This is a genomic window from Bradyrhizobium sp. SZCCT0231 (assembly GCF_018130245.1).
Taxonomy (GTDB): domain Bacteria; phylum Pseudomonadota; class Alphaproteobacteria; order Rhizobiales; family Xanthobacteraceae; genus Bradyrhizobium; species Bradyrhizobium japonicum_F.
Genome location: NZ_JAFCKP010000001.1, coordinates 469,077 through 483,282 on the forward strand (window position 1 = coordinate 469,077; position 14,206 = coordinate 483,282).

12 protein-coding genes are annotated in these 14,206 nt (G+C 64.3%); 7 read left to right on the plus strand and 5 right to left on the minus strand.

All coding sequences use genetic code 11. The features are described from left to right. Positions 1–671: 671 nt before the first annotated feature. Positions 672–1,928 (plus strand): DUF418 domain-containing protein, encoded by a 1,257-nt coding sequence (locus tag JQ566_RS02150; RefSeq protein ID WP_212369153.1) that lies wholly within the window; start codon positions 672–674, stop codon positions 1,926–1,928. A gap of 174 nt (positions 1,929–2,102) precedes the next feature. Here the strand turns inward: JQ566_RS02150 and JQ566_RS02155 are convergent, their stop codons facing one another. The 5 genes from JQ566_RS02155 to JQ566_RS02175 form a co-directional block, all read right to left on the minus strand. Beyond that, positions 2,103–2,927, minus strand: a complete 825-nt coding sequence (locus JQ566_RS02155; RefSeq protein ID WP_212369155.1) for a phosphodiesterase — start codon at positions 2,925–2,927, stop codon at positions 2,103–2,105. Positions 2,928–2,995: 68 nt separating this feature from the next. Next, entirely contained in the window at positions 2,996–4,276 is a 1,281-nt protein-coding gene (locus tag JQ566_RS02160; RefSeq protein ID WP_212369158.1) for an ABC transporter substrate-binding protein, read from the minus strand. A 28-nt stretch (positions 4,277–4,304) separates the two neighbouring features. Beyond that, the gene (locus tag JQ566_RS02165; protein ID WP_212369161.1) at positions 4,305–5,141 is read right to left on the minus strand and encodes a carbohydrate ABC transporter permease; all 837 of its coding nucleotides are present in this window, start codon (positions 5,139–5,141) and stop codon (positions 4,305–4,307) included. After that, positions 5,138–6,088 carry a carbohydrate ABC transporter permease gene (locus tag JQ566_RS02170; protein WP_212369163.1) on the minus strand — a complete coding sequence of 317 codons (951 nt, stop codon included), beginning with the start codon at positions 6,086–6,088 and terminating at the stop codon, positions 5,138–5,140. The genes JQ566_RS02165 and JQ566_RS02170 overlap by 4 nt, the downstream gene beginning before the upstream one ends. Next, positions 6,081–7,232: an ABC transporter ATP-binding protein gene (locus tag JQ566_RS02175; RefSeq protein WP_212369165.1), complete on the minus strand. Its 1,152-nt coding sequence runs from the start codon at positions 7,230–7,232 to the stop codon at positions 6,081–6,083. The genes JQ566_RS02170 and JQ566_RS02175 overlap by 8 nt, the downstream gene beginning before the upstream one ends. A gap of 151 nt (positions 7,233–7,383) precedes the next feature. Here JQ566_RS02175 and JQ566_RS02180 point away from each other — a divergent pair, with 151 nt between their 5' ends. The 6 genes from JQ566_RS02180 (at position 7,384) to JQ566_RS02205 (ending at position 14,132) form a co-directional block, all read left to right on the plus strand. Further along, positions 7,384–8,283 (plus strand): LysR family transcriptional regulator, encoded by a 900-nt coding sequence (locus JQ566_RS02180; protein WP_212369168.1) that lies wholly within the window; start codon positions 7,384–7,386, stop codon positions 8,281–8,283. A gap of 218 nt (positions 8,284–8,501) precedes the next feature. Next, positions 8,502–9,329: a metal-dependent phosphohydrolase gene (locus JQ566_RS02185; protein WP_212369171.1), complete on the plus strand. Its 828-nt coding sequence runs from the start codon at positions 8,502–8,504 to the stop codon at positions 9,327–9,329. 164 nt (positions 9,330–9,493) lie between these two features. After that, a complete protein-coding gene (locus tag JQ566_RS02190) occupies positions 9,494–10,384 on the plus strand; it encodes an alpha/beta fold hydrolase (protein WP_212369174.1) in 891 nt (296 codons plus the stop codon). A gap of 78 nt (positions 10,385–10,462) precedes the next feature. Then, complete coding sequence (locus JQ566_RS02195; RefSeq protein WP_212369177.1) at positions 10,463–11,986, plus strand: FAD-dependent oxidoreductase; 1,524 nt, start codon at positions 10,463–10,465, stop codon at positions 11,984–11,986. Between the two features lie 128 nt (positions 11,987–12,114). Next, positions 12,115–12,690, plus strand: a complete 576-nt coding sequence (locus JQ566_RS02200; RefSeq protein ID WP_212369180.1) for an HdeD family acid-resistance protein — start codon at positions 12,115–12,117, stop codon at positions 12,688–12,690. Between the two features lie 230 nt (positions 12,691–12,920). Then, positions 12,921–14,132, plus strand: a complete 1,212-nt coding sequence (locus tag JQ566_RS02205; protein ID WP_212369183.1) for an ABC transporter substrate-binding protein — start codon at positions 12,921–12,923, stop codon at positions 14,130–14,132. Positions 14,133–14,206: the final 74 nt, after the last annotated feature.

Sequence of the window (14,206 nt, forward strand, 5' to 3'; positions counted from 1 at the left end):
AGACACGGGCCGCCCTCGGATGCGCCAAACAGAACCGCGCGCTCTGAACAAAATCGTCTGCACGTCGTGCATGCGTTGCTCAAGGGTGAAGATCTGCGATCCTCGGTCTGACATTCCGGTGCCGCGCGTGTCGAAAAGGATAAGGCGGAAGAATGATGCCAGGCGACGGAAGAAGGCGCTGCGTTCCGCCACGTGCCAGCTCGCCTCAACGTGCGAGACGAAAACCGGGACGAATACCAAATCCAACGGTCTATTTCCAAGGACCTGATAGGCGATGTGAACGTCATCGCTCTTGACGCAATGAGTTGCCGGTGCGGCCATAAGACACCTCATCCGGACTTGCCCCGTTCGTCAGAGCCAAAGATACTCCTCGCGGGCAACCGTGCCAACCTGGCGCGACAGCGTCCGCAGTTGGCCTTAAAGCGAAGTGGCGGCGCGGGGCGGCTGAGGTCCGCTCATGTCGGCGCAGCGGACGCGATTTGCTCGACCAGAGTTCTTCGCAGTTTGACCCATTGCGGACGTTCGGCGTTCCCATCGAGACCACATCGACTGGAGCCGACAAGACCTCGAACTCACATCGAGCGCATTGTGAGACTTTGCCAATGGATGGAGTTTGACGCGGTACGACGCGGCGTTCAAAATCTCTCCATCGGGAATGGGGCAGTCCTACAATGATCGACGGAAGCATCAGCTCGCGCACCGCGCCGACGGCGAGTGATGCGCCTCCGAAGCCTATGAGTCCGTCGGAACGAATCGACGCGATTGACGTGCTGCGGGGCTTGGCCCTGTTCGGCGTGCTCGCTATGAACATCGTGACCATATTTCGCGTCTCCATCTTCGCGCAGTTCTTGCCGAACGCGGAGCCGGCGTTGCTGCTCGATCGAGCGGTGGCGGCTGTGCTGACGGTCGCCGTCGACTTCAAGGCGCTTGCGCTGTTCTCGCTGCTGTTCGGCGTCGGCCTAGCCATCCAATTCGAGCGGCTTTCCGGCAACACACAGCGCCTGATCTTGCTCGTGCGCAGGCTGGCGGTGTTGCTGGCGATTGGCCTGGTGCATCTCTATTTGATCTGGAACGGCGACATTCTGGTCGAATATGCGCTGGCGGGCTTCGTAGTGCTGCCATTCCTCGGCGGCCCGCTGTGGCTCATGGCGGGTGCAGCCCTGCTGCTCATGGGGCTCTATGTGACCATGCCGCTGTTGCCGTCGATCGTGCCACTGCCGGGTGCAGCCGGAATGGCCGCTCTTGTCGCGGACGCGACGCGTGCCTATGGCACAGGCGGATTTTTTGATGTGCTCGCGTTCCGGATCCGCGAGGTACCGGCGATTTTTCCGCTGCATGTCATGGTCTTTCCGCGGACTGTCGCGCTGTTCCTGGTCGGCGCCTTCGCATGGCGCAGCGGGGTTTTGCGTTGGGCTTCGGCGAACCGGCGCCTGCTGTTCGGCGTCGCAACCTTTGGCATTCTTCTCGGCGGCGGATTGAGTCTTGCGGCAGCAGGAAAAGAGTTGTTCGGTTGGCCGTCGCTCGGGCGCGTGTGTTTCTCGGTGGAACGGCTGGGGGCCGTCGTGTTGGCCTTGGGTTATGCGGCTGCGGTCATCGCCGCTGCGAATTTCTCCGGCGGACGGAGGCTGCTGGGCTGGGCCGCGCCGCTCGGCCGCATGGCGTTCACCAACTATCTGGCGCAATCCGTGATCTGCGGCTGGATCTTCTACGGCTACGGTCTAGGCCAATTTGGCCGCCTCGGCGTGACCGCGACACTGGCAATCGGCATTTTCGTGTATGGCGCGCAGGTGGTGTTCAGCGCGTGGTGGCTGCGCCGCTATCGGTTCGGTCCTGTCGAGTGGCTCTGGCGCTCGTGCATGTATGGGGTACCGCAGCCGATGCGAGCAACGGTCAATTTAGCCATCATGCGCGCGACCATCGCAGATTGATGCTGTTCCACATATCTGCTTCGGAAGCCGCTCAAGCGAGTACGGCTGCTTTTGGCCCATCTCCGACTTAGGGCGAGCGACGCCAACGTGCCGCTATAGAGGTGGCGCGGACTCTACAAGAAGTGCAGCGCGGGTTTATGAGTACACGCCCTGGAAACGGTCGGCGCTCGCCGGTCACCGAACCATGGTCTCGCGATTCCAGGCCTGATAGTCGGGCGAACCTTCGATGCGGATGGGACCATCGTAGCCGTATTCCACCATGTGCACGGTCACATAATCCTCGCCGAAAAAGACGACTCCATACGATTGCGGCAGGTCGGACGCACTCAGCAGCGTGGTCTCGGAGAACAGCGGAAAGCTCGCATGATTGGTGCCGCGCAGCGATGAGGCTGGGACGCCCGCAACCGAGCCGGCAAGAGGCAAGTGACAATGCCCGAAGAAGACATGGCGGATCTTGGCCCGATACTGGCCGACGAGACGCCGGAACGGCGCTTCGTCGAGCAGGCGGATCTGGTCGAGGGGACCGAGATGCACCGGCATGGGGTTATGGTGCATGAAGAGCAGGAATGGCCCGTCATGCTCGGCAAGCCGCGCCTCGAGCCAGCCAAGGCGATCGTCGCAATAGCGGCCGGCGTGCGTTTCCGGATGCGCGGTGTCGAGGAACAGGCAGCGGCCGGCGGCCGTATCGTGCACCCCCTGGACGAAGCCGTTCTCGTCGGTGAGTTCGGGGAACACGCTCAGGAAGGCGGCGCGTCGGTCGTGGTTGCCAATGCACAGCCGCACCGGCAGCGGATATTCGTCGAGGCGCTGCTTGAGCCATTGATAATCGGCGAGATCGCCCCAATCCGAGAGATCGCCGGTGATCACCATCAGTTCAGCGTCATGATGATCCTTCAGGGCATGCGCAAGCGCCCGCTCGAAATTGGCGCGCGGATCGCGGCCGCCGATGGTCGAGCCAGGCGCGGTCAGGTGAATGTCGCTCAGATGAAGCAGCTTCATCGCCATCTCCAGTCATTGGTGCGGCACGGGGCGCCGATGGCGTCCCGTGCCGGTGGATGTCAGGACGCTCAGCGTGCCGCGCCGGTGGTCTTCGGCAGCAGCTTCTGCACGTCCGCGGTCATGTCGGCGAGGACGGCCTCGGGCTCCCTGGCGCGCGCGCCCGAGATGATCGAGTTGAGATGATCCTTGATCACGTCGGTGATCTTCAGGCCGTTGTCGCCGGGGAAGGCGTACCATTTGGTGAGCAGCGCGAGCTGGCCGACCGCGGTGTAGTTATTGGGGTTCTTGACGTAGAAGTCCTTCAGATAGACGTCGTTGGCGACCTTGTTCGGCGGCATGTAACCGGTGGTCTCGGCCATGATCGCGGCGCCCTTGGCGCCGGTCCAGAACTTCACCGCTTCCCAGGCGGCGTCGCGCTTGGCTTTGTCCTTGGCGAGGATCAGCACGACGTTGCCGCCGGCCGGCAGCCTGCCGTTCGGGGAGGCGACGTCCGGGAACGGCATCGTCTTCAACGCGAACTTGCCGCCGGTCATCTGCGTGACCTTGTTCAGGTCCGAGGTCGAGGTGACGTGAAAGCCGGTCTTGCCGGCCGCGAACGCTGCGCGCATCGACGGCTGGTCGAGATTGGGCATGCCGGCCTCGTTGACGAGCCGCGCGATCATATTGATGGCGAACTTGCCTTCCGCTCCGTCGAACGCGACCTTGGTCTCGTCGGCATTGAGCATGGTGCCGCCGCGCGCGAAGACCGGCGCTTGCCACAGCCAGTTGCCGGTGATGTCCCAGGCATAGGTGACGCCGTTGGTGTCGTTGCCGAGCGCCTTGATCTTCCTGGCGAGGGCGATCAGCTCGTCCCAGCGCTTCGGCAGGTTGTTCACGTCGCCGCCGGCCTGCTTCACGAGATCGAGATTGACGTAGACGATGGGCAGGGAGATCGCGAAGGGCAGGGCGTAGACCTTGCCGCTGGCGGTGCCGATGTCGAACATCGCCTGGTGAAAGCCCTGCTTGTCGAAATCCTTCTCGGCCGCGATGTAGCCGTCGAGCGCGGCCGGAATGTTCTTGTCGACCAGGACGCGGATGCGGTTCAGGCCCTGGAAGGAGACATCAGGCATCTGATTGGTGACCGCTTCGCGCAGCACCTTCTGGGTGCCGTCCTCGTAGGATTCGTAAGGCGCCCGCATGGTGACCTTGATCTCCGGGCGCACCTTGGCGAACTCCTCGGCAATGCGCTTGTGCGTCTCGGTGAACAGCTCCGGATAGGGATATTGCATCACGATCTCGGTCTGGGCCTGCGCGAGCGCAGATCCGGCCGCGAGCGACAGAGCCGCCGCGGCGATGATGGACTTCAGCATGGATAGACTCCTGTTTGAGGTGACGCGGTTACTTGATCCCGGTGAGGGTGATGCCCTCGATGAAGCGGCGCTGGGCAAAGAGGAAGGCGATGACGAGCGGCGCGATGATCACCATCGCCGCGGCCATCAGCGGGCCGTAGCTGGTGCCGGCCTCGCTGTTGCGGAAATGCGCGACCGCAAGCGGCGGCGTACGCAAGTGCTCGCTGTTGAGCACGATCAGCGGCCAGAAATAGTCGTTCCAATGCGCGACCACGGAGAAGATGCCGAAGGCGGTGACGGCCGGGATCGCGGCCGGCAGCATCACCCGCCAGACGATGCCGAATTCGGAGATGCCGTCCATGCGCGCGGCATCGACGAGATCGTCGGGCACGGTCTTGAAGAACTGGCGCATCAGGAAGATGCCGAAGACCGAGATCGTGAAGGGCAGGACCAGCGCGGCATAGCTGTCGAGCAGGCCGGCCTTGTGCAGCAGCAGGAAGACGGGGATCGCGGTCGCCTGCGGCGGGATCAGGATCCCGAACAGCACGAGCGCAAACAGCGTCTCGCGGCCGAGGAAGCGAAGTTTGGCGAGCGCGTAGGCCGCGGGCAGCGCCACCATCACCTGCAGCACGAAGATCGAGACCGTGACGATGACGCCGTTGAGCAGGAAGCGCAGGAGATTGGCCTTGGCGAAGGCCTCGCGCAGGTTCTCGGCCAGCGCGAACTGGTGCGGGATCAGGTGCAGCTCGCTGGAAAAGATCTCGGTCTGCGGCTTCGACGCGGTCGAGATCATCCAGATGAAGGGTGCCAGCATGAGCGCGGCGCCCGCGATCAGGAGCACGTGGCGGAGGATCGCCCGGAACGGGATGGGATGCGCGTTGCTCATGTGTAGTGCACTCCGCGATCGGCGAGCCTCGATTTGATCAGTGTGAGCGCGAGGACGAAGACCAGGAAAACGACGGTGATCGCCGCGGCGTAGCCCGAGCGGAAGAACTCGAAGCCTTCCGTGTACATGGTGTGGATCAGGACCTCGGTGGATTTCGACGGGCCGCCCTTGGTCAATACGTGCACGGTGTCGAACACCTGGAACGAGCGAATGCCGGAGATCACGACGACGAAGGTCGTGACCGGCCCCAGCATCGGCCAGGTCACGAGGCGGAAGCGCGCCCAGCCGCTCGACGCACCGTCGATCTCGGCCGCCTCGTAGAGCTGCTTGGGGATGGAGACGAGGCCGGCGAGAAACAGCACCATGTTGAAGCCGACCGCCTGCCAGATGCCGATCGCGCAGAGCGCATAGAGGGCGGTGTTGCGGTCCTGCAGCCAGGCAAAGGCCGGCAGGCCCGCGCTGCGCAACATCCCGTTCACCAGGCCGAATTGCGGGTGCAGCATGAATTCCCACACCACCGCCATGGCGATCAGGGTCGCCATGACAGGCAGGAAATAGATCGTCCGGTAGAGGCTGCGCAGGCTGGTGCCGCTCTGGATCAGCAGCGCGATCGCAAGGCCGGCGATCACGGCGCCGGGCACCACGATCACGACGTAAGCCAACGTGTTGCGCAGCGCGGTCCAGAACACCTTGTCGGCGAACAGGTCCCGGTAATTGCTGAGGCCGATCCAGGAGAAATGCGGCGCGCCGAGCTGATAATCGGTGAAGGAGAGGGCGATCACGCCGGCGAGCGGACCTAGCAGCATGATCAACATGAGCGCCGCAGCCGGCGTCACCAGGGTGTAAGCGGAGTACGCACGTCGGCTGCCATGGGCCGGCAGCGTGCGCCTTGTCGCGCGGCTTGCGGGAGCGATGGCCGCGCCGATGGTCATGGAGCCGTCAGACATGGGCGGGCTCACGGATGCGCTCGGCCTGCTCCAGTCTGATCTCGATCCGTTTCCCGGCCGGATCGAAAATCCGCACCGCATCGGGCGCGAAACCGAAGGCGACGGAACTGGCCATCGCAGGCACATGCCTGACGTCCGCGAGCCGCGCGATCAGGCGCAGCCCGGCGCCTTCGGTCGCAAGGTGCACGAAGGCTTCGGCACCGAGATTCTCCAGATGGACGACGGATCCGGAGAACGGCCCGGCGCCGAGGTCGATCCGCTCCGGGCGGACGCCGACGCGGCAGTCGCCGGCTGCCGCGCTGCATGACAGCTTCAGGGCAGTCCCCAGCACGTCGACGCCGCCGTCCTTGCGGATCCGGCCGGGGAGGACGTTGATCTTGGGGCTGCCGATGAATTCGGCAACACGGATATCGCCGGGGTCGTTGTAGATCTCCGCAGGCGTCCCGGCCTGAATCAACTCACCGCCCATCATGACGGCGATCCGGCTCGACATGGTCATCGCCTCGGCCTGGTCGTGCGTAACGTAGATGAACGTTGCCTTGAGGCGGCGATGCAGCTCGGCGAGTTCTGCGCGCATGTGGACGCGCAGCTTTGCGTCGAGATTGGAAAGCGGTTCGTCGAACAGAAAGGCCAGCGGCTCGCGCACCATGGCGCGTCCGACCGCGACGCGCTGCCGCTGTCCGCCGGACAACTGCCCGGGCTTGCGCCGTAGCAATGGGGTGATGTCGAGCTGCTCGGCGATCCCTGCGACGTCGGCGCGAATGTGCCGTTCCTTGGCGCGTCGGCTCGGCAGCAGCGCACCTAACAGCGGCAGCCGTTCGATCGTGGAGAGGCGCCGCATCCGCAACGGCACCGCAATGTTGTCGAAGGTGCTCAAATGCGGATAAAGCGCGTAGGATTGGAATACCATTGCGAGGTTGCGCGCGCTCGGGCGAATACTGTCCACGGGGCGGCCGTCGATCTGGACCTGGCCGGAATTCTGCGGTTCGAGCCCGGCAATGATGCGGAGCAGGGTCGACTTGCCGCAGCCGGAAGGACCGACCAGCGAGATGAACTCGCCGTCCTCGACCCGGAAATCGATGCCCTTCAGGACGTCGGTGCCGTCAAAGGATTTGCGGATTGCGGAAAGTTCGATTTGCGCCATGCGCGCTGATCCCCTGCTGGCCCGTTGCGGCGCACGAGGAGTTAAGGAGCGCATCTGACATTCACATAACGGTCAATGGCCATACTTATGGTCATCCCAGGTTTTGCTTTCGCCGGGTCCGACGGGGAATATCGATCTTGGGGTTCTTGTCGTGGCGTTGACGTCGTCGCGCGTCCGCGCGGTCAACGCGGTATTCGAGACCGGCAGCTTTGCGGCTGCGGCAAGGCGGCTGGGGGTGTCGCAGCCGGCAGTTGCGCAGCTCGTGCGCGATCTGGAGGCCGAGTTCGCGGTCGCGCTGTTCGACCGGCATGGCCAGAGCCTGATCGCGACGCCGCTGTGCCGGCGGCTCTACGCTGCAACGAGCCGCATGCAAGCGATCGAGGCGGATGGGCTGGCCATCCTGCAGCAGCGCGATGAGCTCACGGGGGGTGAGCTTCGCATCGGGCTCGGCAACGCCATGCCGGGCATGGCGCTGATCGCGGCGTTCCGCAATCTGTATCCGAAGATCCAGATCAACATCGAGATCGGCAGCTGGTCGGCGATCATGGCCGCGGTGGTCGACCAGCGTGTCGACGTCGCCGTGTTGCCGGAGGTGCCGCAGGACAACCGCTTCCGGCGCGAGCCCTGCGTCCAGCAGCGCGTCGTTGCGATCTGCCATCCCGTTCACGACCTCAGCCGTGAATCGCGCGTGTCTATCGCCGGCCTCATGCAATATCCGCTGGTGTTCCGGACCCGGGATTCCGCGACCCAGCGCGCCGTGGACAGGGCGTTTCGCGCCGTCAACCTGCGCGCCAGTCCGGCGATCATCGTCAACACGCGCGAGGGGATGCTGGAGGCGGTCGCCAATCGGCTTGGTGTCGGCTTTGTCTGGGAGCATGGCTCGAGCCGTATCGACCGGATCGCGAAGGTGGCGATTGCGGAAATCGAGACGGAGTCGCCCGAATACATCTTCTCGCTGGCCGGCAAACGCGGCAAGCTGGTCGAGCTGTTCTACCTGGCCAGAAGTCTTTCGCGCCCGGCCGACGGCGCCGACATCCTGGCCGCGCCCTGAAGCGGCAGTCGGGTCCGGGGCGTTCCTGCTGCCTTGGGTTGTGGTGAGCTATTGCGGCAACCGTAATGCTGCGCAGCGGGATGGCAAGATATTTATGTATCTTTGCTCCGGAATTTGGTTACCCGGCCCAAGATGGGCTATGCTCCCCACTGCGTCGAGGACAAGAATGAGACGTCGGGAGATGGCATGGGATACCAGCGGCGGACGGGGCTGCATCCATGATGACCTTACCGAGACTGGCGGCTGAAACCCTGGAGAAGTTACTGGGCTCGTTCATGCGCCGCAGGTACGATGAGGCTTCCGCCAGCATCGTCGAGAGCGCGACCCGCACTGCAATGGAATGCATCGGCAACAGCGATGCGCTCTATCACAATATCGAGCATACGATGCTGGTGACGCTGGCCGGCCATTCCATCCTCAGTGGCCGCAGCCTTCATACGCATCTGTCGGCCGAAGACTACGTCCACGTCCTGATCGCCTGCCTCGCCCACGACATCGGCTATGTGCGCGGGCTGTTCGAAGAGGATGACGCCGATGGTTTCGTGATCGACGCGGCCGACACCAAGATCTCGTTGCCGCGCGGTGCATCGGATGCGAGTCTGATGATGTATCACGTCGATCGTTCGAAACTGTATGTGACGCGGCGGCTGCGGCATATTCCCGGGCTTGATCCGGAGCGCATTGCGCGCGCCATCGAAGGCACCCGTTTCCCGGCCCACGAAGGGCAGGAATATGACGACGAAGCCTCGATCCTGCGTGCGGCCGACTTCATCGGCCAGCTCGGCGATCCCAACTATCTGCGCAAGGCCAACGCGCTCTATTACGAGTTCGAGGAGGTCGGCATCAACCGTCAGCTCGGCTACGACTCGCCGGCCGACATCGTGAACCGCTACCCGCAATTCTATTGGAACAGCGTCGCACCGCACATCCAGACCGAGATCGGTTATCTCAACAAGACCGAGATCGGCCGGCAATGGATCGCCAACCTCTACAGCAACGTGTTTCGCGCCGAACGCGATATCTCGCTGTCCGGTCCGCAGAAATAGGCTGCGCCTTGTAGCCCGGATGGAGCGTAAGCGAAATCCGGGATTCGCGGAGACAGGGTCCCCGCATTGCGCGGAGCCTGTCATCGGGCGGCGCTTCGCGCCGACCCGTTGGCTCCATGCGGGCTACAAGGGCTCTGCGCAACGAGATCATCCGTGAGCCAGCCATGCAACAAAAGACCATCGCCACGGATGTCCTCGACATCGCCTATCGCGAATACGGCGCGCCGGACGGCTGGCCCTGCATCCTCGGCCACGGCTTTCCCTACGACGTGAACGCCTATGCCGAGACCGCGCCCTTGATCGCACAAGCCGGTGCGCGGGTGCTGGTGCCCTGGCTGCGCGGCTACGGACCGACGCGGTTTCGCTCCCCCGCGACGCGGCGCTCCGGCGAGCAGGCGGCGCTCGGCGCCGATCTGCTGGCCTTCATGGATGCGCTCGGGATCGCCCACGCAATCGTCGGCGGCTATGATTGGGGCGGGCGTGCGGCCTGCGTGGTCTCGGCGCTGTATCCGGAGCGCGTGATCGCCCTCGTCTCCGGCAATTCCTACAACATCCAGAACATCGCCCGCGCCATGGAGCCGGCTTCGCCGCCGGAGGAGGCGGCGCTCTGGTATCAATATCTCTTCCACAACGAGCGCGGCCGCCGTGCGCTGGAGCGCAACCGCCGCGGCTTTGCCCGCCAGCTCTGGGCGATGTGGTCGCCGAAATGGACATTCGACGACGCAACGTTCGAGACGAGCGCTGCGTCCTTCGACAATCCTGATTTCGTCGATGTCGTGATCCACTCCTACCGCCACCGCTATGCGCTGGTGGCGGGCGATCCCGCCTATGCCGCGATCGAGGCAAAGCTCGCCGCGCAGCCGCCGATCCGCGTCCCGACCATCGCGATCGACGGCGACAGCGACGGCGTCAATCCCGGCACCGCCCACCACGCGCGCAAGTTCGAGGGATTTTTCGAGCGGCGCGTCTTCACCGATGCCGGTCACAACCTGCCGCAGGAGCGGCCGGCCGAATGGGCGCAGGCCGTGATCGACGTGCGCGCGGCCGGGTCCTGATTTTCGCGGTCGCAGGAACTTTTCACGCGTCCCGCCGTCCAATTCCTGAGTTGCGCGTCAAGCTGTCAGGAGGTGACCATGACCGAGGACAAGACGCCGAGCGGGCCCGATCTGACCAAGGGCGTGTCGCTCGCCGATTTCAAGGACGGCAAGCTGCTCGGCCACGTCGGCGAGGAAGAAGTCCTGCTGGTGCAATCCGGCAGCGAGATTTTTGCGATCGAGCCGGCCTGCAGCCACTACCACGGCCCGCTCGCCGAGGGCCTCGTGGTCGGCGACACCATCCGCTGTCCCTGGCATCACGCCTGCTTTTCGCTACGCACCGGCGAGGCCACCCGCCCGCCGGCATTGAACGCGCTGGCGGTCTGGGAGGTCAGGCGCGATCGGGACAACATCGTCGTTCAGCGCAAGCGCGAGGCGCCGAAGCCGTCGGCAGCACATCGCAGCGCGCCGACACCGGAGAAATTCGTGATCGTCGGCGGCGGCGCGGCCGGCTTTGCCGCGGCCGACACGCTCAGGCGCGAGGGCTTTGCCGGTGCCATCACCATGCTGAGCGATGACGGTGCGATGCCGGTCGATCGGCCGAACCTCTCCAAGGATTATCTCGCCGGCAACGCGCCGGAGGAGTGGCTGCCGTTACGGCCCGAGGATTACTATCGGGACGCCGGCATCGATCTCAGGCTCAACACGAATGTTTCGGCGCTGGATCCGAAATCTCGTAGCGTCACGCTGGGCAATGGCGACAGGCTGCCGTTCGACCGGCTGCTGCTTGCGACCGGGGCCGAGCCGGTGAAGCTCCAGATCCCCGGCACCGACCAGCCGCATGTCCACACTTTGCGATCCGTCGCCGACAGCCGCGCCATCATCGCGGCGGCAGGCAGCGCAGAACGCGCGCTCGTGATCGGCGCCAGCTTCATCGGCCTCGAGGTCGCGGCTTCCTTGCGCGCGCGCAAGCTGGAAGTCCATGTGGTTGCGCCGGAAGAGCGGCCGATGCAGAAGGTGCTCGGCGCCGAGATGGGCGACTTCGTTCGGTCACTGCATGAAGAGAATGGCGTTGTCTTCCACTTGAAGGATACGGTGGAAAAGCTCGATGGCAAGCGCGCGACGCTGAAGAGCGGGGCTGTCATTGAAGCTGATCTCGTCGTGGTCGGCATCGGCGTCAAGCCGCGCCTTGCGCTCGCTGAGCAGGCGGGCCTTGCCGCCGATCGCGGCGTGAGCGTGAGCGAATATCTGGAAACCAGCGTCGCCGGCATCTTCGCGGCCGGCGACATCGCGCGCTGGCCCGATCCGCATTCGCGCCATACCATCCGCGTCGAGCATTGGGTGGTGGCGGAGCGCCAGGGCCAGACCGCGGCGCGCAACATGCTCGGCAGGCGCGAGCGCTTCGACGCCGTGCCGTTCTTCTGGTCCCAGCATTACGACGTGCCGATCAACTATGTCGGCCACGCCGAGAGCTTCGACGACGTCGCAATCGACGGCAGCATCTCCGGCAAGGATTGCCTGCTGAAGTACCGCAAGGCCGGCCGGGTGCTGGCGGTCGCTTCAATTTATCGCGATCTCGACAATCTCAAGGCCGAGCTCGAGATGGAGCGCTCGCGCGGCTGATCCACCGCATTCGACCTTGATTTGCGTCAATGTTGCTGCCGGTACGGGTGCTCTGCTGGCTGTCGTCCCGCTACGGTGCGTGCTATTCTGGCGCGTGTCCCCGGGCTTCGCAAGCAGGAGTGGCCGCCATGACCAGTGCTTCGGACACGTCTCGTCAATCCAGCCTCGGCTCCGGCATCGCGGCGCTGCATGCCAAATGGGGCTGGATCGTCGCGCTCGGCGTCGTCTATCTCATCGCAGGCTTTGTTGCGCTTGGCAGCATGGTGATGGCGACGGTGGCGAGCGTGATCGTGGTCGGCGCGATGATGATCGTCGCGGGCGTGACCGAGATCATCGGTGCATTCCAGCTCAAGAGCTGGGGCAAGTTTCTGATCTGGGCCTTGCTTGGTGTGCTCTACGTCATAGCCGGCTTCCTCACCTTCGCGAATCCGCTGTTTGCCGCGGTTCTGCTGACGCTGTTCCTCGGCGCCTCGCTGCTGGCCTCCGGCGCCGTCAGGTTGTTTCTCGCCTTCAGCATGAAGCGCGAGAGCCCGTGGGTCTGGGTGGCGCTGTCGGCCGTCATCACGCTGCTGCTCGGCCTCTTGATCCTGGCGCGCTGGCCGGTGAACAGCGTCTACATCCTCGGCCTGTTCCTCGGCATCGACCTGATCATGGCCGGCGCAGGCTGGATCAGCCTCGGCTTCAGCCTGAAGCGGCGCGGCTAAAGCATGATCCGGAAAAGTGCGAAGCGGTTTTCCGAAAAGATCATGCGCAAGACAACAACTTAAAGCGTGATGACGATTCATCCAAATCTCATCGCGCTTCAGGCGCGCAGCAGGCCATCAGCATCTCGACGCAAGACCATCTCGTTGAACTCCGCTGATCTGGCGCGCTGACAAAAGCAGCGCGCCGCGCGGCCGCCTCGCCGCGCGGCGATCATCATCGGGGAGACACCATGAGAGCCGCTTTGGCCCTGGCCGCAGCTTTGGCTGCCGCCTGCCTGTCCACGCCTGCACCTGCGCAAAAATCCTACGGTCCCGGCGTCAGCGACACCGAGATCAAGATCGGCAACACCATGCCCTATAGCGGCCCGGCCTCGCCGCTCAGCATCACCGGCCGGGTGATCTCCGCTTATTTCGACGAGGTCAACGAGAAAGGCGGCGTCAATGGCCGCAAGCTCAATCTGATCTCGCTGGATGATGCCTTCTCGCCGCCCAAGACCATGGAAGCCGCGCGTCGGCTGGTTGAGGGCGACGGCGTCGCCTTCATCTTCGCCACCATGGGCACCGCGCCGAGCTCGGCGATCGCAAAATATCTCAACAGCAACAAGGTGCCGCAGCTCTTCCTGATCAGCTCGGCCTCGAAGTGGAACGATCCTGCCAACATGCCCTGGTCGATCGCGCTGCCCTGGGCGCCGAACTACACCAGCGAGGCCGCGATCGACGTCGCCTATGCCCGCGCCAAGAACCCGAATGCGCGCTTTGCGGTGCTCTATCAGAACGACGACGCCGGCAAGGAATATCTGCGCGGCGTCAGGGAGGCGCTCGGCGCCGACGCCGACAAGGCGATCGCGATGGCCTCGAGCTTCGAGGTTGCCGATCCCACCGTCGATTCCCAGGTGCTGACGCTCGCGAGCACCAAGGCCGACGTCTTCCTGATCTATTCGGTGACGCCGCGCGCCTGCGCGCAGGCGATCCGAAAAGCCCACGAGGTCGGCTGGCAGCCGACGCGCTTCCTCGCCAGCGGTTGTGCCAACAAGGCGACCGTGATGGCGCCGGCCGGCCTCGAGGCCGGCAAGGGCGTGCTGTCGCTCGGCGCGCTGAAACCGTTCGTCGAGGCGCCGAATGACGACCCGGCGATGACGGCCTATATCGACTTCATGAAGAAGCGCCTGCCCAATGCCGACATCAACAACGTCGCCGGGCTCTACGGCTACACCGTCGCCGAGGCGCTGGTGGTGCTGCTCAGGCAATGCAAGGACAATCTGACGCGCGAGAACATCATGGCGCAGGCGGCGAACCTGAAGAATGTGCCGCTGTCGCTCTTGATGCCGGGCATCACCCTCAACACCACGCCGCAGGATTTCCGCCCGATCAAGGACGGCTACATGCTGCAGTTCGACGGCAACGACTGGGTCGTGGCGAGCGAATTGCTGCGCGGGACGTGAGGCGGCGCTCTCACCGCGAACCCGGAATCGTAGGGTGGGCAAAGGCGCACTTGCGCCGTGCCCACCATCTATCA

Excerpts from the sequence above, each read along its gene's own strand:
- JQ566_RS02170 (WP_212369163.1), bottom strand. The coding sequence starts at position 6,088 with ATGTCTGACGGCTCCATGACCATCGGCGCGGCCATCGCTCCCGCAAGC.
- JQ566_RS02175 (WP_212369165.1), bottom strand. The coding sequence starts at position 7,232 with ATGGCGCAAATCGAACTTTCCGCAATCCGCAAATCCTTTGACGGCACC.
- JQ566_RS02185 (WP_212369171.1), top strand. The coding sequence starts at position 8,502 with ATGATGACCTTACCGAGACTGGCGGCTGAAACCCTGGAGAAGTTACTG.
- JQ566_RS02160 (WP_212369158.1), bottom strand. The coding sequence starts at position 4,276 with ATGCTGAAGTCCATCATCGCCGCGGCGGCTCTGTCGCTCGCGGCCGGA.
- JQ566_RS02150 (WP_212369153.1), top strand. The coding sequence starts at position 672 with ATGATCGACGGAAGCATCAGCTCGCGCACCGCGCCGACGGCGAGTGAT.
- JQ566_RS02190 (WP_212369174.1), top strand. The coding sequence starts at position 9,494 with ATGCAACAAAAGACCATCGCCACGGATGTCCTCGACATCGCCTATCGC.
- JQ566_RS02155 (WP_212369155.1), bottom strand. The coding sequence starts at position 2,927 with ATGAAGCTGCTTCATCTGAGCGACATTCACCTGACCGCGCCTGGCTCG.
- JQ566_RS02205 (WP_212369183.1), top strand. The coding sequence starts at position 12,921 with ATGAGAGCCGCTTTGGCCCTGGCCGCAGCTTTGGCTGCCGCCTGCCTG.
- JQ566_RS02195 (WP_212369177.1), top strand. The coding sequence starts at position 10,463 with ATGACCGAGGACAAGACGCCGAGCGGGCCCGATCTGACCAAGGGCGTG.
- JQ566_RS02165 (WP_212369161.1), bottom strand. The coding sequence starts at position 5,141 with ATGAGCAACGCGCATCCCATCCCGTTCCGGGCGATCCTCCGCCACGTG.
- JQ566_RS02200 (WP_212369180.1), top strand. The coding sequence starts at position 12,115 with ATGACCAGTGCTTCGGACACGTCTCGTCAATCCAGCCTCGGCTCCGGC.